Genomic DNA, 16,769 nt, shown 5'->3' with positions numbered 1-16,769 from the left:
CTCGGGTGTGAGCTGTGTCTCCGCAGGCTAGGAGCGGCATCGGGCTGCTGTGGAAGACCGAATTCCGTAGACTTCATAGATGGCGTCTATGAATGTGGAGCTTCGGCATCTGCGGGCGTTCGTCGCCGTCGCCCGTACGGTGAACTTCACGCGGGCCGCCGAGCAGTTGCACATCGCGCAACCTTCACTGAGCCACACCATCCGCCAGTTGGAGACCGCGCTCGGCGTCCGGCTGTTCGCACGGACGACGCGCTCCACCGCCCTCACGCAGGACGGCGAGCGCTTCCTCGTCGAGGCGCAGGCCGTCCTCGACCGCTTCGACGCGGCCATGGAACAGGCCTCACGGATGGCCGGCGGTGAACTCGGCCGACTGCGCGTCGGCTATCTGATCGGAGCCGCAGTCGATCATGTGCCCGCGATCCTGCGGGCGTTCGCCGAGCAGTACCCCGATGTCGCCCTCGAACTCACCGAGTACGACTTCGCCTCCCCCAACGGAGGCCTGGACAGCGGGGAAACGGACGTCGCCCTGGTCCGCCCGCCGCTGGCCGGGGTGCCGGACGCGGTGACCACCACCCTGCTCCGCGAGCGGTGCGTGGCCTGCGTGTCCGCGCTGCACCCCTTAGCGGAACTGCCCCGGGTGACCGTCGCACAGGTGCTGGCCGAGCCCATCGTCGCGGCGCCCGGCGACAACGCCTGGCGGGACTACTGGATCCTCGCCTCCCATCGCAGCACCCCGGCGAACATCACCCATGAAGCGGCCACCTTCGAGGCCGAGTTGCGGTCCGTGGCCATCGGCCGCGGCCTCTCCGTGGTCCCCGAGTCCGTCGCCCGCCTCTACGGCCGACAGGGCGTCCGCTACGTCCCCATCGAGGGCATGGACGACTGCGAGGTGGCCGTCGTCCACCGCGCGGACGCACCCAGGTCCGCCGCCAACTTCGCCCGGATCGCCGCCCGGGTCACAGCGGCGGGAAGCGGCCCGGGCCTACGCCGCTGACCCCGTCCGCCGCGACCCGCTCCCGGTCAGAACAGCGCGCTGTACGCGTTCAGCGCGGGCTGTCCGCCGAGGTGGGCGTAGAGCACGGTGGAGTCGGCGGCGATCTCCCCGCGTGCGACGAGGTCGATCATCCCGGCCATCGACTTGCCCTCGTACACAGGGTCGGTGACCATGCCCTCGGTACGGGCGGCGAGGCGCATCGCCTCCAGGGTGGTCTCGTCCGGGATGCCGTAGACGCCGGCGTGGTAGCGGTCGTCGAGTTCGACGTCGTCGACGGTCAACTCCTGCTTGACGCCGATCAGTTGGCCGGTGCCGCGCGCGATACGGGCCACCTGCTCACGGGTCTCGGCGGGCTTGGCCGACGCGTCGATGCCGAGCACGCGCCGTTCACGCCCGCCCGCTTCCTCCAGTGCCCGGAACCCGGCGACCATGCCGGCCTGCGTGGAACCGGTCACCGAGCACACCACCACGGTGTCGAAGAAGACGCCCAACTCCCGCTCCTGTTCGGCGACTTCGTGGGACCAGTTGGCGAAGCCGAGGCCGCCGAGCGGGTGGTCGGAGGCGCCGGCCGGGATGGCGTACGGCTTGCCGCCGCTCTCCTCGACCTCGCGCAGCGCCTGCTCCCAGCTCTCCTTGAAGCCGATGCCGAACCCGGCCTTGACCAGGCGTACGTCCGCTCCGGCGAGCCGGCTGATCAGGATGTTGCCGACCTTGTCGTAGACGGAGTCGGGCCACTCCACCCAACTCTCCTGGATCAGCACGCACTTGAGCCCGGCGCGGGCGGCACAGGCGGCGACCTGACGGGTGTGGTTGGACTGCACACCGCCGATGGAGACGAGCGTGTCACAGCCCTTCGCGAGGGCGTCGGCGACGAGGTACTCCAGCTTGCGCGTCTTGTTGCCGCCGTACGCCACACCGGAGTTGCAGTCCTCCCGCTTGGCCCACAGGGCGGCGCCGCCGAGGTGGGCGGTAAGGCGCTCCAGCGGGTGGACGGGCGAGGGGCCGAAGAGGAGGGGGTAACGGTCGTACGAGGAAAGGGACATGGGGTTCTCCCGGGTCAGTCGGTGTCGGCGAGGCTTTCGAGACCCCGCCAGATCTCGGCCGTCACGCGGACCGCGTCGTCCACGTCACCGTCGGAGCAGGCCTCGATGAGCCGCTCGTGCAGTCCTGCCGAACGGCAGTTGCCGCCCTCGCCGAAGCGCCGTCGCTCCAGGCGGCGGATGAGGGGGGTGTAGCGGGCGACGGTGGCCGCGGCGGCGCGGTTGCCGCTCACCCGGACCAGGACGTCGTGCAGTTCGTCGTCGGCGCGCAGCGCCGCGTCCACGTCCCCGGCGCGCACGGCGGCGGCGAACCGGTCGTTGGCCGCGCGCATCACGTCGACCTCCGCTTCCCGCAACAGGGGTACGGCGATCCGCGTCACCAACTCGTGCAGGGCACCGACGACGGCCGCCGCGTCCCGTACGTCGGCGGCCACCACCGGGGTCACCCGGGTGTAGCTCTGCGGCTTGCTCTCCAGGAGTCCGTCGTCCACGAGCCGCGAGAACGCCTCCCGCACCGGCGCCCGCGACAGCCCGAGCCGCTCGGCCAGCTCGGCGTCGCGCACCACCGCGCCGGGTTCGATCTCCCCGGCGACGATGGCGTCACGGATCGCTTCATAGGCGCGGTCCCTGAGCAGGGTGCGGCGGACGGGCCGTAGGGCTTCCATGGCCGCAATGCTAGAACTGAAATGTTAGATGTCAATGCCTCCCGGTGTCTCGGACAGCCCAGGGCCAGTCCGCGTCCCGGGCCGCCTCCAGCAGCGGCACCATCCGGAAGGCCGCGTCCGAGAGCCCGCCGAAGGTGTGCCGGTTGGCCTTGCCGGACGGACCGTGGCCCGCCCGGTACCCGGCGAGGTTCCAGGTGTAGACCGGCACGTGGGCCGGGACCTGCTCGGTCGGGTCGCCGTAGTGGCTGTACGCGGCCTGCTCGTCGGTGATGATCAGCACCCGGTCCTGGCCCCGGTAGTGCGAGCGGACCGCGGACGTGGTGTTGGTGCCGCCCAGGTCGCCGAAGCGGCCCAGGGCCTTGAGCACCGACTCGCCCGCACCGACGTCCGGGCGCTTGCTCGTGGTGCCGAACTCGACGAGGTCCGCGTCCGCCGCCCGCAGCGCGAGCGCCGTGCCGAAGATCGCCGCCGCGTCGGCCCGATTGAGCTCGGAGCGGTCGGACAGCCGCGAGTAGAACATCGAGCCCGAGCGGTCCACGAGCACCAGCGTGCGGCCCGGCAGCGCGGGCACGTTGGCCAGCGAGTGGCCGAGCGCCCGCTCCAGCGGGTACGCCCAGCGCAGCGAGGGCGCGTGCTGGTACGCAGCGAGGTACCGGAAGGGGAACTGCCGCGAGCGCGCGACCTCCGCCGGGTCGCTGATCTTCGCCGCGACCCGGGCCGCGACCTCGTCGGAGACCCCGGCCTCGTCGAAGTTCCGCAGGTTGCGCACGAGAGCCATCGACCCCATGGACGGAATGACCGCCTCCCGGGCCGCCTTGTCCATCGGGCCCTGCAGCCAGCCGGCCAGCGCTTCCCAGGTCATCCCGGCCGCCGCGAGCCGCTCGGCGCCGTCGGCCGCCGTGACGACCGCGCGCCGCTCTGCGACCGTCAGCGCCATCAGGTCGCGGTGCGCGGTCAGCACACGGTTCGACGCGGGCGGTACGGCGGTGTCCGGGTGGTGCCGGCGGTCCAGGGCGTACTGGAACAGCTCGCCCTGCCACGCCTTGTCCGGGTCCGGCGCCGCGTGCACCAGGTTGAGGATGTCTCCGAAGCGGTATCCCTTGGACGCGGTGTCGTACTTCAGCAGCGACGTGCCGCCGTAGAGGGGTCGCACGGCGTCGGCGATGCCGCGTTTGACGGGCTGAGGGACGCCACGGCCGAACCTTGGCCGAGCCAGACCTCCTGGTATCGGCGGCTCTGCTTCTGGCGCACCGGCTGGACGCGGGGATTGTTCAGGTGCTGATAGTTGGGCGTCAGCGCATGACAGTTCGGACACAACAGGCGGACGTCTTCCGGACGGTTCTTCGTCCGGTCTCCGTGGACATGGTCGATGTGCAGGGGAACGCGCCCGGAGACAGGGTTGACCTCGGCCCAGCCGCACTCCTCACAGCGCTGGCCTCTGAGCAGCACCAGGGCCTGCCGAACCCGCCAGTCCGGGCTGCCGTCTTCCCTCGTTCCACTGATCTCGCCCGCTTGCCACGCAGCGAACCATCGCGCGAAAGTGCCGGTCCGTTCGTAGCGGTCCTCGTTGAAGCAGTCCCACGAGCAGTACGGTCCATCGCAACGGGGGCGCCGCTCGGTCGACCCGCAGCGGAGGCACGGCGCGGGCTCTCCACGCCGTGCCTCCGTCTCCTGGCGGCGCGTCACATTCGCACAGATCCGACTGCAACGGACCGCACCGCGAGTCAGAACGGGTTTGCCGCACTGAGGGCACGACGGCTTGGGCCTTCGCTTTGACCCAGACCGCTGCAGCGCAGTCCCCTGGAGGCTGCAACGATTGCCGCAGTAGCGCCGACGCTTCGACTTCACCGGAGCACCGCACCGCCCGCACGAATTGGACATAAAGGAACGCTATGTCCAGCACCGTCCATCAATCACAGAATCAGACAAGGTCACCCATTCGAGTGGTGGACCGTTATCGCTGCTGCCGCTTCCACGGCCCCGTGATCGCCAGCATGATCCCCGGCGTCTGGATGTTCGCGAACAGCGTCTTTCCGTCGGGCGAGAAGGTGACGCCCGTGAACTCGCTGTACTCCGGCTCCGCTTCGGTGCCGATGTTCAGTTCGTTGCGGGCGATCGGATACGTGCGGCCGCTTTCCGTCGCGCCGAACAGGTGCTGGATGCCCTCGCCGTCCTCGGCGATGACGAGGCCGCCGTAGGGGGAGACGGTGATGTTGTCGGGGCCGTCGAACGCGCCGTCCACGGACGGGTCCGGGTTGACGCCCAGGAGGACCTTGAGGGTGAGGGTGCGGCGCTTGGGGTCGTAGAACCAGACGGCGCCGTCGTGCTGGACGGGGCTCTCCGTGCGGGCGAACGAGGAGACGATGTAGGTGCCGCCGTCGCCCCACCACATGCCCTCCAGCTTGCGGGCGCGGGTGATCTCACCGACCGCGAACTGCTTGCGGACCGACACCGACTTCGCGTCGCGGTCGGGGACGGTCACCCAGTCGACGCCGTAGACCGTGCCGATCTTCGTGGCGCGGGAGAGGTCGTCGACGAACTTGCCGCCGGAGTCGAAGCACTTGAATGCCTCAAGGACGCCCGCGTCGTCGGCGAGGGTGCGGAGCCTGCCGCGGCCGTGGTGGAAGTGCTCGGGCGGGGTCCAGCGGTAGAGGAGGCCGTTGGGGTTGGCCGCGTCCTCGGTCAGGTAGAGGTGGCCGCGCTTGGGGTCGACGACCACCGCCTCGTGGGCGTAGCGGCCAAGTGCCTTGATGGGCTTGGGGTTTCGGTTGGCGCGCCGGTCGGCGGGGTCGACCTCGAAGACGTAACCGTGGTCCTTGGTGAAGCCGTTGGTGCCGGCCTTGTCCTCGGTCTCCTCGCAGGTGAGCCAGGTGTCCCAAGGGGTGTTGCCGCCCGCGCAGTTGGTGGCGGTGCCGGCGATGCCGACCCACTCCGCGACGTGGTCGCGGCGGACCTCGACGACCGTGCAGCCACCGGCCGCGGCGGGGTCGTAGACGAGGCCCTCGGTGAGCGGGACGGGGTGGGGCCAGTTGGCGCGGGGGCCGGCCAGTTCGTGGTTGTTGACGAGGAGGGTGGCGCCGCGCGGGCCGTCGAAGGTGGACGTGCCGTCGTGGTTGGAGGGGGTGAACTCGCCCGACTCCAGCTTGGTCCTGCCGCTGTAGGTGATGACGCGGTACTTGAAGCCGGCGGGGAGGGCGAGGAGGCCGTCCGGGTCGGCGATCAGCGGTCCGTAGCCGACGCCGGCATGGCCGTGGCCGTGGCCGGTCGCCGACTCCTCGGCCGCGGTCTCGGTGTCGGTGGCGGCGAGGGCGTTGGGGGCGGTGGCGAGGGCGCCGACGCTGCCCGCCAGGGCGACCCCGGCACCGGTGATCGCGGATTTCGCGGCGAAGTCTCTGCGGGTGAGCGACATGGTGTGTCTCCTGTGACGGTGGGTGTGCCGTGGAGGGTGGCGGACCTCGGTCGGCGCCACGCTTCCGCCCATGTCTGAACACGAGTTGAACACCGGTCGACTTCGCCGGGCCTTCTTCCATGAATCCGTATGCAATCGGCCATGGATCCCTCTGCGATCAGCCAGGAAGTCGTATGCCGTCACCCATGGGACTCAAAAACCGTCGGCGTCGCATCGGCTCAACTCCCTTGCTGGGAGCGCGCCTTGAAGGCCGCCTTGCGGGCTTCCTTCGCGATCCGCTTGTCGGGGTGCAGTCGGCCCATCGCCTCCAGGACGTCGGCGGTCGCGGGGTGGTCGACCCGCCAGGCCGCCGCGAAGAAGCCGTTGTGCTGCTGGGCCAGGCCCTCGACCAGGGCCTGCAACTCCTCGGAGTTGCCCTCGGCGGCCAGTTGCGCGGCGACCGTGTCGACGGTCAGCCAGAAGACCAGGTCCTCGGAGGGCGCGGGGACGTCGCTCGCGCCGTATTCGCTCAGCCAGACCCGGGCGAGACCTCCGAGTTCGGGGTCGTCGAGCACCTCGCGCAGCGCGGGCTCCGCCTCCCCGCCGACGAGGGAGAGTGCCTGCTGGCAGAGCAGCCGGCGCAGCGGTGCGCCGGGGTCGGCGCCGCGGGCCGCCGCCAGCAACTCCCTTGCTGCGGCGAGGGGTTGGCGGTTGGCCAGCCACTGTTCGGTCTCGGCCCGCGCGGCCTTCTGCGGGAAGGTCGACGTACCGTCGAGGAGCGCGTCCGCGCCCTTGTCGGCCAGGTCTCCGACGGCGGGCGCCACGAAGCCGGCCTCCTGGAGGCGGGCCCGCAGGCCGTAGAGGCCGAGCGGGGTGAGCCGCACCATGCCGTAGCGGGTGACGTCGGTCTCGTCGACGGACGGCGCGGATCCGTCGGCCGGTTCGTCGAAGTCGGCCATCAGGGCCTCGTCCACGGGCTGGTACTCGACGATCCCGACCGGTGCGAGCAGCCGGAACTGGTCGTCGAGACGCATCATCGCGTCGGAGACCTGTTCCAGTACGTCGTTGGTGGGCTCCCCCATGTCGCTGGGCACGATCATCGACGCGGCCAGCGCGGGCAGCGGGACGGGGCCGTCGCCGGGACCGTCCTCGTTGACGGTCAGCAGGTAGAGGTTGGCGAGGACGCCGTCGAGGAACTCGGCCTCCGCCTCGGGGTCCCAGTCGAGTGACGAGAAATCGACCTCGCCGCCCTCGCCGACGGCGTCGACAAGACCGTCCAGATCGGGCACGCTCGCGTCCGCGAGAAGGGTGTCGAGGGCGCCGAGCCAGACCGCGAGGACGTCGTGCGGCGAGCCGGAGGTGAGCAGCGCCAGCTCCTCGCCGGCGGCCACGGTGCCCTCGTCCTCTTCGACGATCTCGACGAGCCCGGTGTCGACCGCGACCCGCCAGGCCTCGCTCGCGTCGGCCGCCGCGTCGTCGCCGGTCAGGCCGAGCAGCTCGGCGGCGGCGGGCAGTTGCTCGTCGACAAGGCCGCCACCGGCGTCGACGCGGGTGTCGGGGCCGGCCCAGCGGGCGAGCCGGGCAGCGCGGGCGAGCAGGGGTGTGGACAGCGCGTCACGCGCCAGCTCCGCTTCGGAGTGCAGCCGCACCGGCGGCAGGGGGGAGCTGTCTGACATCGGTGGGTTCTCCTAGGGCGCCTCGAAGGCCGTACGACGGCCGTACACGACACACGACTCAGCCGCTCAGCCTAGACGGATTTCGACCCATGCCGCCCGGTTCATGTCCCGGCCACGAGGTGTACATGGCTGAAACCTTGACAACTGGGCGGCCCCGCAATGAGATTGACGCGCGTAGAAATGTCATGGACACCTAGTCCAGGTATCTTCTACGCGCGTCGCTACCGCCCCACCGGTCGCGGCTCCCACCGCCGCTGCACAGCTCCGTCCACCCTCGTCCCGGCACTCATGCATGTCCCCGGAGGGATCCCGTTGCCGAGCAAGTCCTCCGCGCGTCTCGCCGCGCTCACCGTCGCCGCCGTCTGTTCCGTGGCGTCCGCGATCGTTCTCACCTCGCCCGCGCACGCCGACGGCGTCCGCATCCACGACATCCAGGGCACCACCCGGGTGTCGCCGTACGCCGGCCAGAAGGTCGCGGACGTACCGGGCATCGTCACGGGCGTACGCACGTACGGCTCGTCCAAGGGTTTCTGGCTCCAGGACGCGACCCCGGACGACAACCCGGCCACCAGTGAGGGCGTGTTCGTCTTCACCAGCTCGACCCCGAAGGTCGCGGTCGGCGACTCGGTCACCGTCTCCGGCACGGTCTCCGAGTACGTCCCGGGCGGCGCCGCCACGGGCAACCAGTCGCTGACCGAGATCACCAAGCCGACGGTCACCGTCGTCTCCAGCGGCAACGCCGTACCGGCCCCCGTGGTGATCGACTCCCGATCCGTGCCGAGCGCGTACACGCCGGCCGGCGACACCGCCGCGAGCAACTCGATCAACGCGCTGACGCTCCAGCCGAAGAAGTACGCCCTGGACTACTACGAGTCCCTCGAGGGCATGAACGTCCAGGTCTCCGACGTGCGCGTGGTCACCGCGACCGACCCGTACTCGGAGCTCTGGGTCACGGTGAAGCCGCACCAGAACGCCACCCCGCGCGGCGGCACGGTCTACGGGTCCTACGACTCGCAGAACGGCGGGCGCCTGCAGATCCAGTCCCTGGGCGCGACGGCGGACTTCCCGGTCGTCAACGTCGGCGACAAGCTCACCGGCACCACGGCCGGACCGCTGGACTTCAACCAGTACGGCGGCTACACCCTCGTCGCGAACGAGATCGGCACCGTGAAGAGCGGCGGCCTGCAGCGCGAGACGACGGAGAAGCAGTCGCGGAACCAGCTCGCGGTCGCGACGTACAACGTCGAGAACCTCGACCCGTCGGACGGCACCTTCGCCGCGCACGCCGCCGCGATCGTGAACAACCTGCAGTCCCCCGACATCGTGTCTCTGGAGGAGATCCAGGACAACAACGGTGCCACGGACGACGGTACGGTCGACGCGAGCGTCACGGTCAACAAGCTGATCGACGCGATCGTCGCGGCGGGCGGCCCGAAGTACGACTGGCGCTCGATCAACCCGGTCAACGACAAGGACGGCGGCGAGCCCGGCGGCAACATCCGCCAGGTCTTCCTGTTCAACCCGGAGCGGGTCTCCTTCACCGACCGCGCGGGCGGCGACTCCACGACGGCCGTCGGCGTCACCAAGGTGCGCGGAAAGGCCCAGCTGACCGTCTCCCCCGGCCGGATCGACCCGGCCAACGCGGCCTGGACCGCGAGCCGCAAGCCGCTCGCGGGCGAGTTCGTCTTCAAGGGCAAGACCGTCTTCGTGATCGCCAACCACCTGATCTCCAAGGGTGGCGACCAGCCGCTGACCGCGCAGTACCAGCCGGTCACCCGCAGCTCGGAGACCCAGCGCCACGCGCAGGCGACGGCGGTCAACGCCTTCGTCAACGAGATCCTCGCGGCCCAGAAGAACGCGGACGTGATCACGCTCGGCGACATGAACGACTTCGAGTTCTCCGACACCGCGAAGATCCTCGAAGGCAAGGGCGAGCTGTACTCGGCGATCAAGTCCCTGCCGAAGAACGAGCGTTACACGTACGACTACCAGGGCAACCAGCAGGTCCTGGACCAGATCCTGATCAGCCCGTCGATCCGCAAGGACTGCTTCGAGTACGACAGCGTCCACATCAACTCGGAGTTCAACGACCAGATCAGCGACCACGACCCGCAGGTGCTGCGCTTCCAGCCGTAGCACCTACGGGGACGGGGGGTGGACGGGGTCTCGCCGGCTTGCACCAGGTCAGGCGAAGGCCCCGTCCAGCCAGTTCTGCCAGGCGAGTTCGTTCGCCTCGGCGTCGGCGTCCGGGGCGAAGTCGTGGACGCTGATGCCGACCGGGGCACCCCAGTGGTTGCGCCCGAAGAAGCGGATCAGCGCGCTGTCGGTGCGCAGTCCGATGAAGTACGGGTCGCGGAAGTCCAGTACGGCGTCCAGGAGTTGGCCCTCGGCCCCGCGGGCCTGGACCCGTGCCCCCTGCTCGACGTCGTCCGCGAGGCCGAGCGCCCGGCCGACAACTCCGAAGGCGTCGGCGGCGGTTGAGGCGTCGGGCCCGTTGAGCGTCGCGAACGCGACCGGCCGGCCCGCGAAGTGGGTGACATACTCCCGCAGCGTGTGCAGATAGAACGCGTTGTGCTTGCGCGCGCCGTCGTACTGGTTGTCCCAGTCGTCGGTGAAGATCCCGCTGTGCACGTACCGCACCCAGGCCCGCCGCCCGCCGTCGCGGGGCTCGATGGTCTCGTCGATCTGGTTGAGGCTCTGGGTCGGGAAGCCGACGTCCTCGGTGCGGGCGGTGATCCGGTGCGGCGGGTCGAAGTTCGTGAGGGTCGACCCGAAGGGCCCGACGCGCTTCTCGCCGTCGAACTCCATCGGCCACAGCCAGCCGCCGGTGCCGTCGGTGATGGCCGCCCACACCTCCTCCGGAGTGGCGTCGACCTCAAACTCGTAGACGATCTCGAATTCCTTGGACATGGCTGACTCCTGAGTACTACTGGTTCTGTTGGTCCAGTTGCGGGGTGGACGGCTTCTTGACCGTGGGATGGACGGCGACCACGATCCGGTGGTCGCGGCCCTCCTCCGCCTCACCCGCGTCGTACTTGCGGATGAGTGCGCTCACCCCGGCGGTCAGTTCCTGGATGAACGCGGCCCGGTCGGCGGCGGACGCGAAGCGCACCTCGCCGTCCAGCGCGTAGGTCGCGAGCCGCTGGTGGGCCTTGGCCGCGCCGGTGATCAGCGAGCCGACGTCGCGCACCAACCGGGCGCCGAGCGCCAGCAGCCAGCGCGCGGAGAGCTGGTCGCGGAAACGGTCCGGGTCCGGCTGCACGGCGGCGAGCGCGAGCGGCGAGATGACGTACGACGCGGCGGTCGCGCGCATCAGCCGCTCGGTGACATTGCCCTTGCGCCGCTCCCCCGCCAGCTCGACCAGGCCGTGCCGCTCCAGCGCCTTGAGGTGGTAGTTCACCTTCTGCCGGGGCAGTCCGACCTTGCCGGCCAGCATGGCGGCGGACGCGGGTCCCGCCCCCAGCTCGGCGAGCAGCCGGGCCCTTATGGGGTCCAGCGAGACGGCTGCGGCCTCGGGGTCCTCGATCACGGTGACGTCCAGCATGCGTCCACCGTCCCACCGAACACTTTTTTTGTCCAGGGGACTGAGGTTGTCGGTGGGAGTCGCCGGTGGAGTGCGTCATTCTTGACTGATGAGCGCCGATCCGGAGCACAAGCCGCTCCGCGCCACGGACATCACCGTGGACGACGCCTGGGCGATCTACGACTTTCTGGTGCCGCGCCTCGAATCGCTGCAACGCACTCACGGCGACGGCACAGAGGAGCGCCGCACCGCCGCGGCTCTCACCGAGGCGGTGTCGGCCCTCGTCCTGGAGATCGAACGTGAAATCCGTGGCCCCATGAGACCGCGTCTCGCCAGATCCTCGGCCCGGCCGCCCGCTCCCCTCCCCGCGCCGACGGAGAGCGAGCGGATCGCCAAGGAGAAGCAGCGACTCACCATGATCAGGGAGTACTGGAACCAACTCTGGCGGCATCGTTCAGATCTGGCGCGAGAGCCACGGCCACGACCGGGCCCGCCGGCGGCAGGTGTCCTTCCTGGACGCCGCTGCCGAGGCCGAGTATCAGCGGTACGTTGCCGAGGCCGGCCTCCGGAAGGCCGCACGGCCGTGAGCACAGCGATCACTCGCGGACGAGCCCGAGCGCGTGGTCGTAGCGGCTGACCGTGGTGCTCTTGAGGCCGGGCCAGGTCTGGACGCGTTCCCAGAGGGCGGTGGCGGAGCCGATGCCGTCGCCGGGGGCCGCGAGGGCTTCCAGGTGGGCCTGGGCGCTCTCCCACTCGGCGTAGTTGAGGACGCGGGTGCCGTCGGTGGAGAGGTGGAAGTGGGCGGCGATACCGCCGGGGTGCGGCGCGGGCTCGTTCTCCAGCGCCTCGAACACCGCGTCCACCCAGGCCCGTTGGCGGTCGGGGTCGGGTCCCTCGAACTCGACGTCGACGATCACGACACACCCCGGTACCCGGCCGCCGCGTCCGCCCCGGTCCGCCGGGCCGCCGCTGCGGTAGTGCCGGTAGCGGCCGAGGCCGAGCCGCTCGATGCCCGGCACGGCGGTGTCGATCTCGTCGACGCGCTCCTGGCGGCGGGTCCTGACGAAGGCCTCGTAGGCCTGTTCGCTCGCCCACTGCGAGTAGTGCAGCAGGGTGGAGGTGTCGTGCCCGGTGTAGAGGTGATAGCCGAGGAGGTCGTCGGCGGGCCACGGCCGGCGCTCCCAGGCGACGGCGACCGCCTCGACGGTCTGCCGCCGGCGCAGCGGTGTGCCGACGCGCCAGGTGCTGAAGAAGGGGGCGCCGACACGGGGGTCGGCGAGGTCGGGGTGCGAGTCGGTACGACGGGTCATTCGGGCCTCCGCTGATCGGCACGGGTGGGTACGCCGACCAGCCTTCAACCTCGACCAAAGTTGAGGTCAAGGCCCGGGCTACTGCTGTGCCGTACCCCCTTCCAGCCGCGCCAGCCGACTCTGGAACCAGTCGAGCCGGGCCTGCAACAGGGCTGCCTCCGCGACGAGTTCGGGGACGCCGAGTCCCTCGGGCGGTCCGGGGTCGGCGACAGCCGTCGCTCCGCCGCTCGCCGCCAGCACCCGCAGTCCGTCCCCCGCCAGCCGCGCGAACCCCGCGAGCGGGACGGACGTACGACCACGCACGCACCCCGCGCACGCGGCGGCGAGGGCGCGCCAACCCGGCCTGCCCCAGCCCGCGTCGGCGAGCGCGACGGCCCGGGCGCCGCAGGCGCAGGGCCCGACGGTGGCGGTACGAACACGCTGGCGGGCGTAGCGGAAGCCACGCTCGAAGCGGATGTAGCGGCCGAGGACAGTGATGTCGAGGAGGACCGCCTCGCGGTGCTCGGCGGTGCACAACAGGGCTTCCGCCGCCGTCCGTTCGTGCACACAGTGGAAGCCGCAGTCGCAGCGGCGCGCGGGTGCCCGGTGCCGCCGGCCGTAGACGCAGGACGCGTCGGCCACGACTCCGTACGGCAGCGCACCGCCCAGCGACACACCGGTGAACCCGGCCCTGGTGCCGTCCTGGGACAGCACCGGGTGGGCGATCTTGAATCCGGTCGGCGGCTCCGTCGGGCGTTCCTCGGGGAGCCGCAGTCTCATCGGGCGGCCGGAACCTCTTCGGACGCCTTCTCCTGCGTGAACTCCACGATGTTCTCGGGGAGTTCGAGTTCCTCGTGGTGGATCTGCGGCCGCTCTTCGGCGACTCCGGTGGCCAGTGCCTTGCCGAGCTTCATGACGCCTCCCGTGACCAGGGGGTGGATGAACGTCCCACGCCGGTGACCTTCCTGGCCATGGTGACCCATGAAGGGGCCAATTGGACATAGGGCCTCGGTCCGAGGGACGCGACGCGACCTGGGGCGCTCCGAATTCCGGTGGAATCTCCGCCGCGGGCCGGACACAATCCCCGTGGATTCGGGGCGAGGGGAAGCTTGTTGAGCTTTTTGGACGTGTTCGTGTGTGCCCGGTGCGGTACGGAACTCACGGCGCCGCTGTCCCGCGTCGCCCTGCCCGTCCACGTCCACCACGGCCGGTGGGAGGAACTCCACCCTCCGCTGATGGAACCCGCGACATACGCCGTCGAACCCCGGCCCACCGGACCGCCCTGGCGGCGGAGGTCGGGGCGGAGGCGGCTGCCCGGCCTGCCCACTTCACCCATTCCGCAGCATTCCTTATCGATACCCTGTAGGAAATTTAAGTGGAGCTTCACTGTCGCTCTGCCGAGACTACTCCCATGACGAACGCCGCGACCTCCGCCCCGTCCCCTTTCGGCCGCGCCCTCTGCGCGATGATCACCCCCTTCACCGGGTCGGGGGCGCTCGACCTCGACGGCGCCCGACTCCTCGCCGTACGGCTGGTGTCGGAGGGGTGCGACGGGCTGGTGCTGTCCGGGACGACCGGTGAGTCGCCGACCACGTCGGACGCGGAGAAGGCGGCGCTCGTCACCGCCGTCCGCGAGGCCGTCGGCGACCGCGTCCCGCTCGTCTCGGGCGTGGGCACCTTCGACACCCGGCACACCGTGGAACTCGCCCTGCAGGCCGAAAAGGCGGGCGCTGACGGGGTGTTGGTGGTCTCGCCGTACTACAGCAGGCCGCCGCAGGACGCCCTGGAGGCACACTTCCGCGAGGTCGCCGATGCCTCCGGACTGCCGGTCATGCTCTACGACATCCCGGGCCGCACCGGCACCCGTATCGAACCGGAGACCATGATCCGGCTCGCCGAGCATCCCCGGATCGTCGCGGTCAAGGACTGCTCCTACGACTTCCTCGGCACCCAAAAGGTGCTGGACCGCACCGACTTGGCGTACTACGCGGGCTGCGACGAACACATTCTGGCGCTGTACGCGGTGGGGGCCACGGGGTATGTGAGCACCGTCGCCAACGTCGTACCGGCCCAACTGCGCGCGATCCTCGACGCGTTCGAGGCGGGCGACACCCCCGTGTCCGCCCGCCTCCAGCAACGCGCCACGCCCCTCATCGAGTTGATGATGGCGGCGGGACTGCCCGGCACCGTCACCGTCAAGGCACTCCTCAACTCCCTGGGCCTGCCCGGTGGTTCGGTGCGGGCTCCGCTGCGGCCCGCCGGCCGCGAGGCGACCCGCGAACTGCTCGCGGCGTACGAGGAGTTCGTGGCCGGCTGACCGAAGTGCTCAGCGCTGCGCGAACACCGGCTGCCAGCGTCCGGCGCTGACGTCGGTGCCCTTGCGGAAGCCGCTCAGCGGTACCTCCTTGTCGCTGCCGATGGTGACCAGCACCAGCCGCTGGTGATACTCGCTCTCCCCCGCGTCCTTCCCGATGTCCCAGGCGATGAGGGTCCTGTCGTCGGCCCAGGCGAGCAGTTCCTGTCCGTGGACCTCGGTCTTCGCGCCGGTGTCGGAGTCGGTGACGTAGGACGAGGTGTGCCATGTCCTGCCCGCGAAGTCGCCGGCGACGAGCTTGCCGCCGGGGGACACCCCCGCCTGGGGGTACCAGGCGCGGTACTTGTCGGCGGCCGTCGGTGCGGGGACCTCGTTGCCCTTGAAGTCGTAGAACAGCTTGCCGATGTCGTCCGAGGGGACGCCGCCCCAGACATGTCCGCCGTCGCGGGTGAGGGCGAAGTCCTGGCGGTTGTTGATCATGCCGTTCCGGCCGTCCGCCCGCGTGCCGTCGCCGACGTCGACCGGGGCCCAGGGTCCCTTGCCGGAGGCCACGTCGAAGACGTAGAAACCGGAGCGGACCGACGGTCGTGCGGGTTCCCCGACATTGGAGTTCGGGTCCGCCGGGTGGAAATCCGCGTCGGGGTTGTAGGTGTAGGTCGTCGCGACCAGTTTCCGGCCGTCGGCCGAGAACGACAGACCACCGACCTTGTGATCGACCTGGATCCACCGCCGCACCTCGCCGGTGGCCAGGTCGAGCAGGCCGATCCGGGAGGCGGGCAGGGTCCGTTCCAGGACGGCGGCGGTCTTCATGCCCGGGGCGACGGCGACGAACGACCACTTGGGGGCCTTCACATAGGTGCCGGTCTTCTGGTCGAGCAGCCAGTAGGTGCGCTCGGAGACGGATTCCGTGGCCGACTTCTTGACGGTGGTCGGGATGTAGTAGGCGGCAAGGGCCGCATGGCCGGCGGCGATCAGCTCGTGCGGCGGCGACTGGCTCGGGTGGCCGCTCACCTTGTCCGGGTCCACGACGTTCGCCGGACGGACGTCGCTCTTCCCCGAGTCGAGCAGCGGCACACCCACGGCGACGGCGACCACCGCGACCGTGACGGCTGCTACGGTCACCAGCCTTCGGGTGCGGCGGCGCCGGCGGACGGCGAACACCCGGTCGGCGAACCCCGGTCCCGCCGGGGGCTGTTCGGCGGCCTGTTCACGCAGGGCCTCGCGTACGAGATCGTCGACGTTCACGGACGCACCTCCACGGGCAACTGGTCACCGGACGACCGGAATTCGGTGTCGGCCGGGCCCAGGGCGACCAGTTCGGGCGCCAGGACGCGCAGCCGGGCTAGGGAACGGTGGGTGGTGGACCGTACGGTGCCGACGGAACAGCCCAGCAGCCGCGCCACTTCGGCCTCCGGCAGGTCCTCGAAGTAACGCAGCACGAGCACGGTGCGCTGGCGGGCGGTGAGCCTGGACAGCGCCTCGCGCATCACGACGCGCAGCTCGGCGGCGGACGAGGTGTCCGGGGCCGTACGGGTCTCCGGCGGTTCGGCGACGGTCAGTTCGCGTCTTCGCCACTTCAGCCGCCACCGGCCGATCTGCTGGCGGTAGAGGATCTGCCGTACATAGGCCTCGGGTTCGTCGATCCGCTCCCAGCGCCCGGCCGCCTTGGCCAGGGCGTTCTGCAGCAGATCCTCACCGGCGTGCCGGTCTCCCCCGCTGAGCAGCACGGCGGTCCTCAGCAGCGCCGACGACCTGTTGTCCACGAAGTCCCGGAAGCCTTCCAGCTCTTCGGCATCCATCGTCACCTTCACTCACTTCCCCGACGGCACCCGATGCCCCGCCCTGTGATCCCTGGGACGCGTGCGGACAGCGCCCGCTAT

At 70.4% G+C, this 16,769-nt stretch carries 14 protein-coding genes and 1 pseudogene; 3 read left to right on the top strand and 12 right to left on the bottom strand.

Annotation, left to right across the window (positions count from 1 at the left end; translation table 11 throughout):
- Positions 1 to 79: 79 nt before the first annotated feature.
- A complete protein-coding gene (locus AB0I51_RS25375; RefSeq protein WP_362978759.1) occupies positions 80 to 994 on the top strand; it encodes a LysR family transcriptional regulator in 915 nt (304 codons plus the stop codon).
- A 26-nt stretch (positions 995 to 1,020) separates the two neighbouring features.
- Here AB0I51_RS25375 and AB0I51_RS25370 read toward each other — a convergent pair whose 3' ends face one another.
- The 5 genes and pseudogenes from AB0I51_RS25370 to AB0I51_RS25350 all read right to left on the bottom strand — a co-directional run bounded on the left by AB0I51_RS25370 (position 1,021) and on the right by AB0I51_RS25350 (position 7,763).
- Positions 1,021 to 2,037: a 1-aminocyclopropane-1-carboxylate deaminase gene (locus tag AB0I51_RS25370; protein WP_362978757.1), complete on the bottom strand. Its 1,017-nt coding sequence runs from the start codon at positions 2,035 to 2,037 to the stop codon at positions 1,021 to 1,023.
- A gap of 14 nt (positions 2,038 to 2,051) precedes the next feature.
- Positions 2,052 to 2,699, bottom strand: coding sequence for a GntR family transcriptional regulator (locus AB0I51_RS25365; protein ID WP_362978755.1), 648 nt, complete (start codon positions 2,697 to 2,699; stop codon positions 2,052 to 2,054).
- A 31-nt stretch (positions 2,700 to 2,730) separates the two neighbouring features.
- Positions 2,731 to 3,900: pseudogene (locus AB0I51_RS25360) on the bottom strand (TROVE domain-containing protein); the annotation flags it as partial.
- Between the two features lie 753 nt (positions 3,901 to 4,653).
- Positions 4,654 to 6,108 carry an alkaline phosphatase PhoX gene (locus AB0I51_RS25355; protein ID WP_362978753.1) on the bottom strand — a complete coding sequence of 485 codons (1,455 nt, stop codon included), beginning with the start codon at positions 6,106 to 6,108 and terminating at the stop codon, positions 4,654 to 4,656.
- A gap of 218 nt (positions 6,109 to 6,326) precedes the next feature.
- A complete protein-coding gene (locus AB0I51_RS25350; RefSeq protein ID WP_362978751.1) occupies positions 6,327 to 7,763 on the bottom strand; it encodes a hypothetical protein in 1,437 nt (478 codons plus the stop codon).
- Between the two features lie 312 nt (positions 7,764 to 8,075).
- Here AB0I51_RS25350 and AB0I51_RS25345 point away from each other — a divergent pair, with 312 nt between their 5' ends.
- The gene (locus AB0I51_RS25345) at positions 8,076 to 9,899 is read left to right on the top strand and encodes an endonuclease/exonuclease/phosphatase family protein (RefSeq protein ID WP_362978749.1); all 1,824 of its coding nucleotides are present in this window, start codon (positions 8,076 to 8,078) and stop codon (positions 9,897 to 9,899) included.
- Between the two features lie 48 nt (positions 9,900 to 9,947).
- On the opposite strand, the gene AB0I51_RS25340 is transcribed toward AB0I51_RS25345, so the two are convergent.
- The 5 genes from AB0I51_RS25340 to AB0I51_RS25320 form a co-directional block, all read right to left on the bottom strand.
- On the bottom strand, positions 9,948 to 10,673 hold the full coding sequence (locus tag AB0I51_RS25340; protein WP_362978747.1) for an SRPBCC domain-containing protein: 726 nt from the start codon (positions 10,671 to 10,673) through the stop codon (positions 9,948 to 9,950).
- Positions 10,674 to 10,689: 16 nt separating this feature from the next.
- On the bottom strand, positions 10,690 to 11,307 hold the full coding sequence (locus AB0I51_RS25335; RefSeq protein ID WP_362978745.1) for a helix-turn-helix domain-containing protein: 618 nt from the start codon (positions 11,305 to 11,307) through the stop codon (positions 10,690 to 10,692).
- A 575-nt stretch (positions 11,308 to 11,882) separates the two neighbouring features.
- A complete protein-coding gene (locus AB0I51_RS25330; RefSeq protein ID WP_362978743.1) occupies positions 11,883 to 12,596 on the bottom strand; it encodes an antibiotic biosynthesis monooxygenase in 714 nt (237 codons plus the stop codon).
- Between the two features lie 78 nt (positions 12,597 to 12,674).
- Entirely contained in the window at positions 12,675 to 13,355 is a 681-nt protein-coding gene (locus tag AB0I51_RS25325) for a hypothetical protein (RefSeq protein ID WP_362978741.1), read from the bottom strand.
- The gene (locus AB0I51_RS25320) at positions 13,352 to 13,489 is read right to left on the bottom strand and encodes a hypothetical protein (RefSeq protein WP_362978739.1); all 138 of its coding nucleotides are present in this window, start codon (positions 13,487 to 13,489) and stop codon (positions 13,352 to 13,354) included. Before AB0I51_RS25320 ends, AB0I51_RS25325 begins: the two co-directional genes overlap by 4 nt.
- 497 nt (positions 13,490 to 13,986) lie before the next feature.
- Between AB0I51_RS25320 and dapA the strand changes: the two genes are divergently transcribed.
- Positions 13,987 to 14,892, top strand: coding sequence for a 4-hydroxy-tetrahydrodipicolinate synthase (gene dapA, locus AB0I51_RS25315; protein ID WP_362978737.1), 906 nt, complete (start codon positions 13,987 to 13,989; stop codon positions 14,890 to 14,892).
- Between the two features lie 9 nt (positions 14,893 to 14,901).
- Here the strand turns inward: dapA and AB0I51_RS25310 are convergent, their stop codons facing one another.
- Both AB0I51_RS25310 and AB0I51_RS25305 read right to left on the bottom strand, forming a co-directional pair.
- Positions 14,902 to 16,134 (bottom strand): WD40 repeat domain-containing protein, encoded by a 1,233-nt coding sequence (locus AB0I51_RS25310; RefSeq protein ID WP_362978735.1) that lies wholly within the window; start codon positions 16,132 to 16,134, stop codon positions 14,902 to 14,904.
- The gene (locus tag AB0I51_RS25305) at positions 16,131 to 16,688 is read right to left on the bottom strand and encodes a SigE family RNA polymerase sigma factor (protein ID WP_362978733.1); all 558 of its coding nucleotides are present in this window, start codon (positions 16,686 to 16,688) and stop codon (positions 16,131 to 16,133) included. Before AB0I51_RS25305 ends, AB0I51_RS25310 begins: the two co-directional genes overlap by 4 nt.
- Between the last annotated feature and the right edge of the window lie 81 nt (positions 16,689 to 16,769).

The sequence above is a fragment of the Streptomyces sp. NPDC050549 genome, from assembly GCF_040655035.1.
GTDB lineage: Bacteria > Actinomycetota > Actinomycetes > Streptomycetales > Streptomycetaceae > Streptomyces.
The sequence above is the reverse complement of the archived record's forward strand: the minus strand, read 5'-3'. Positions and strand labels throughout refer to the sequence as shown.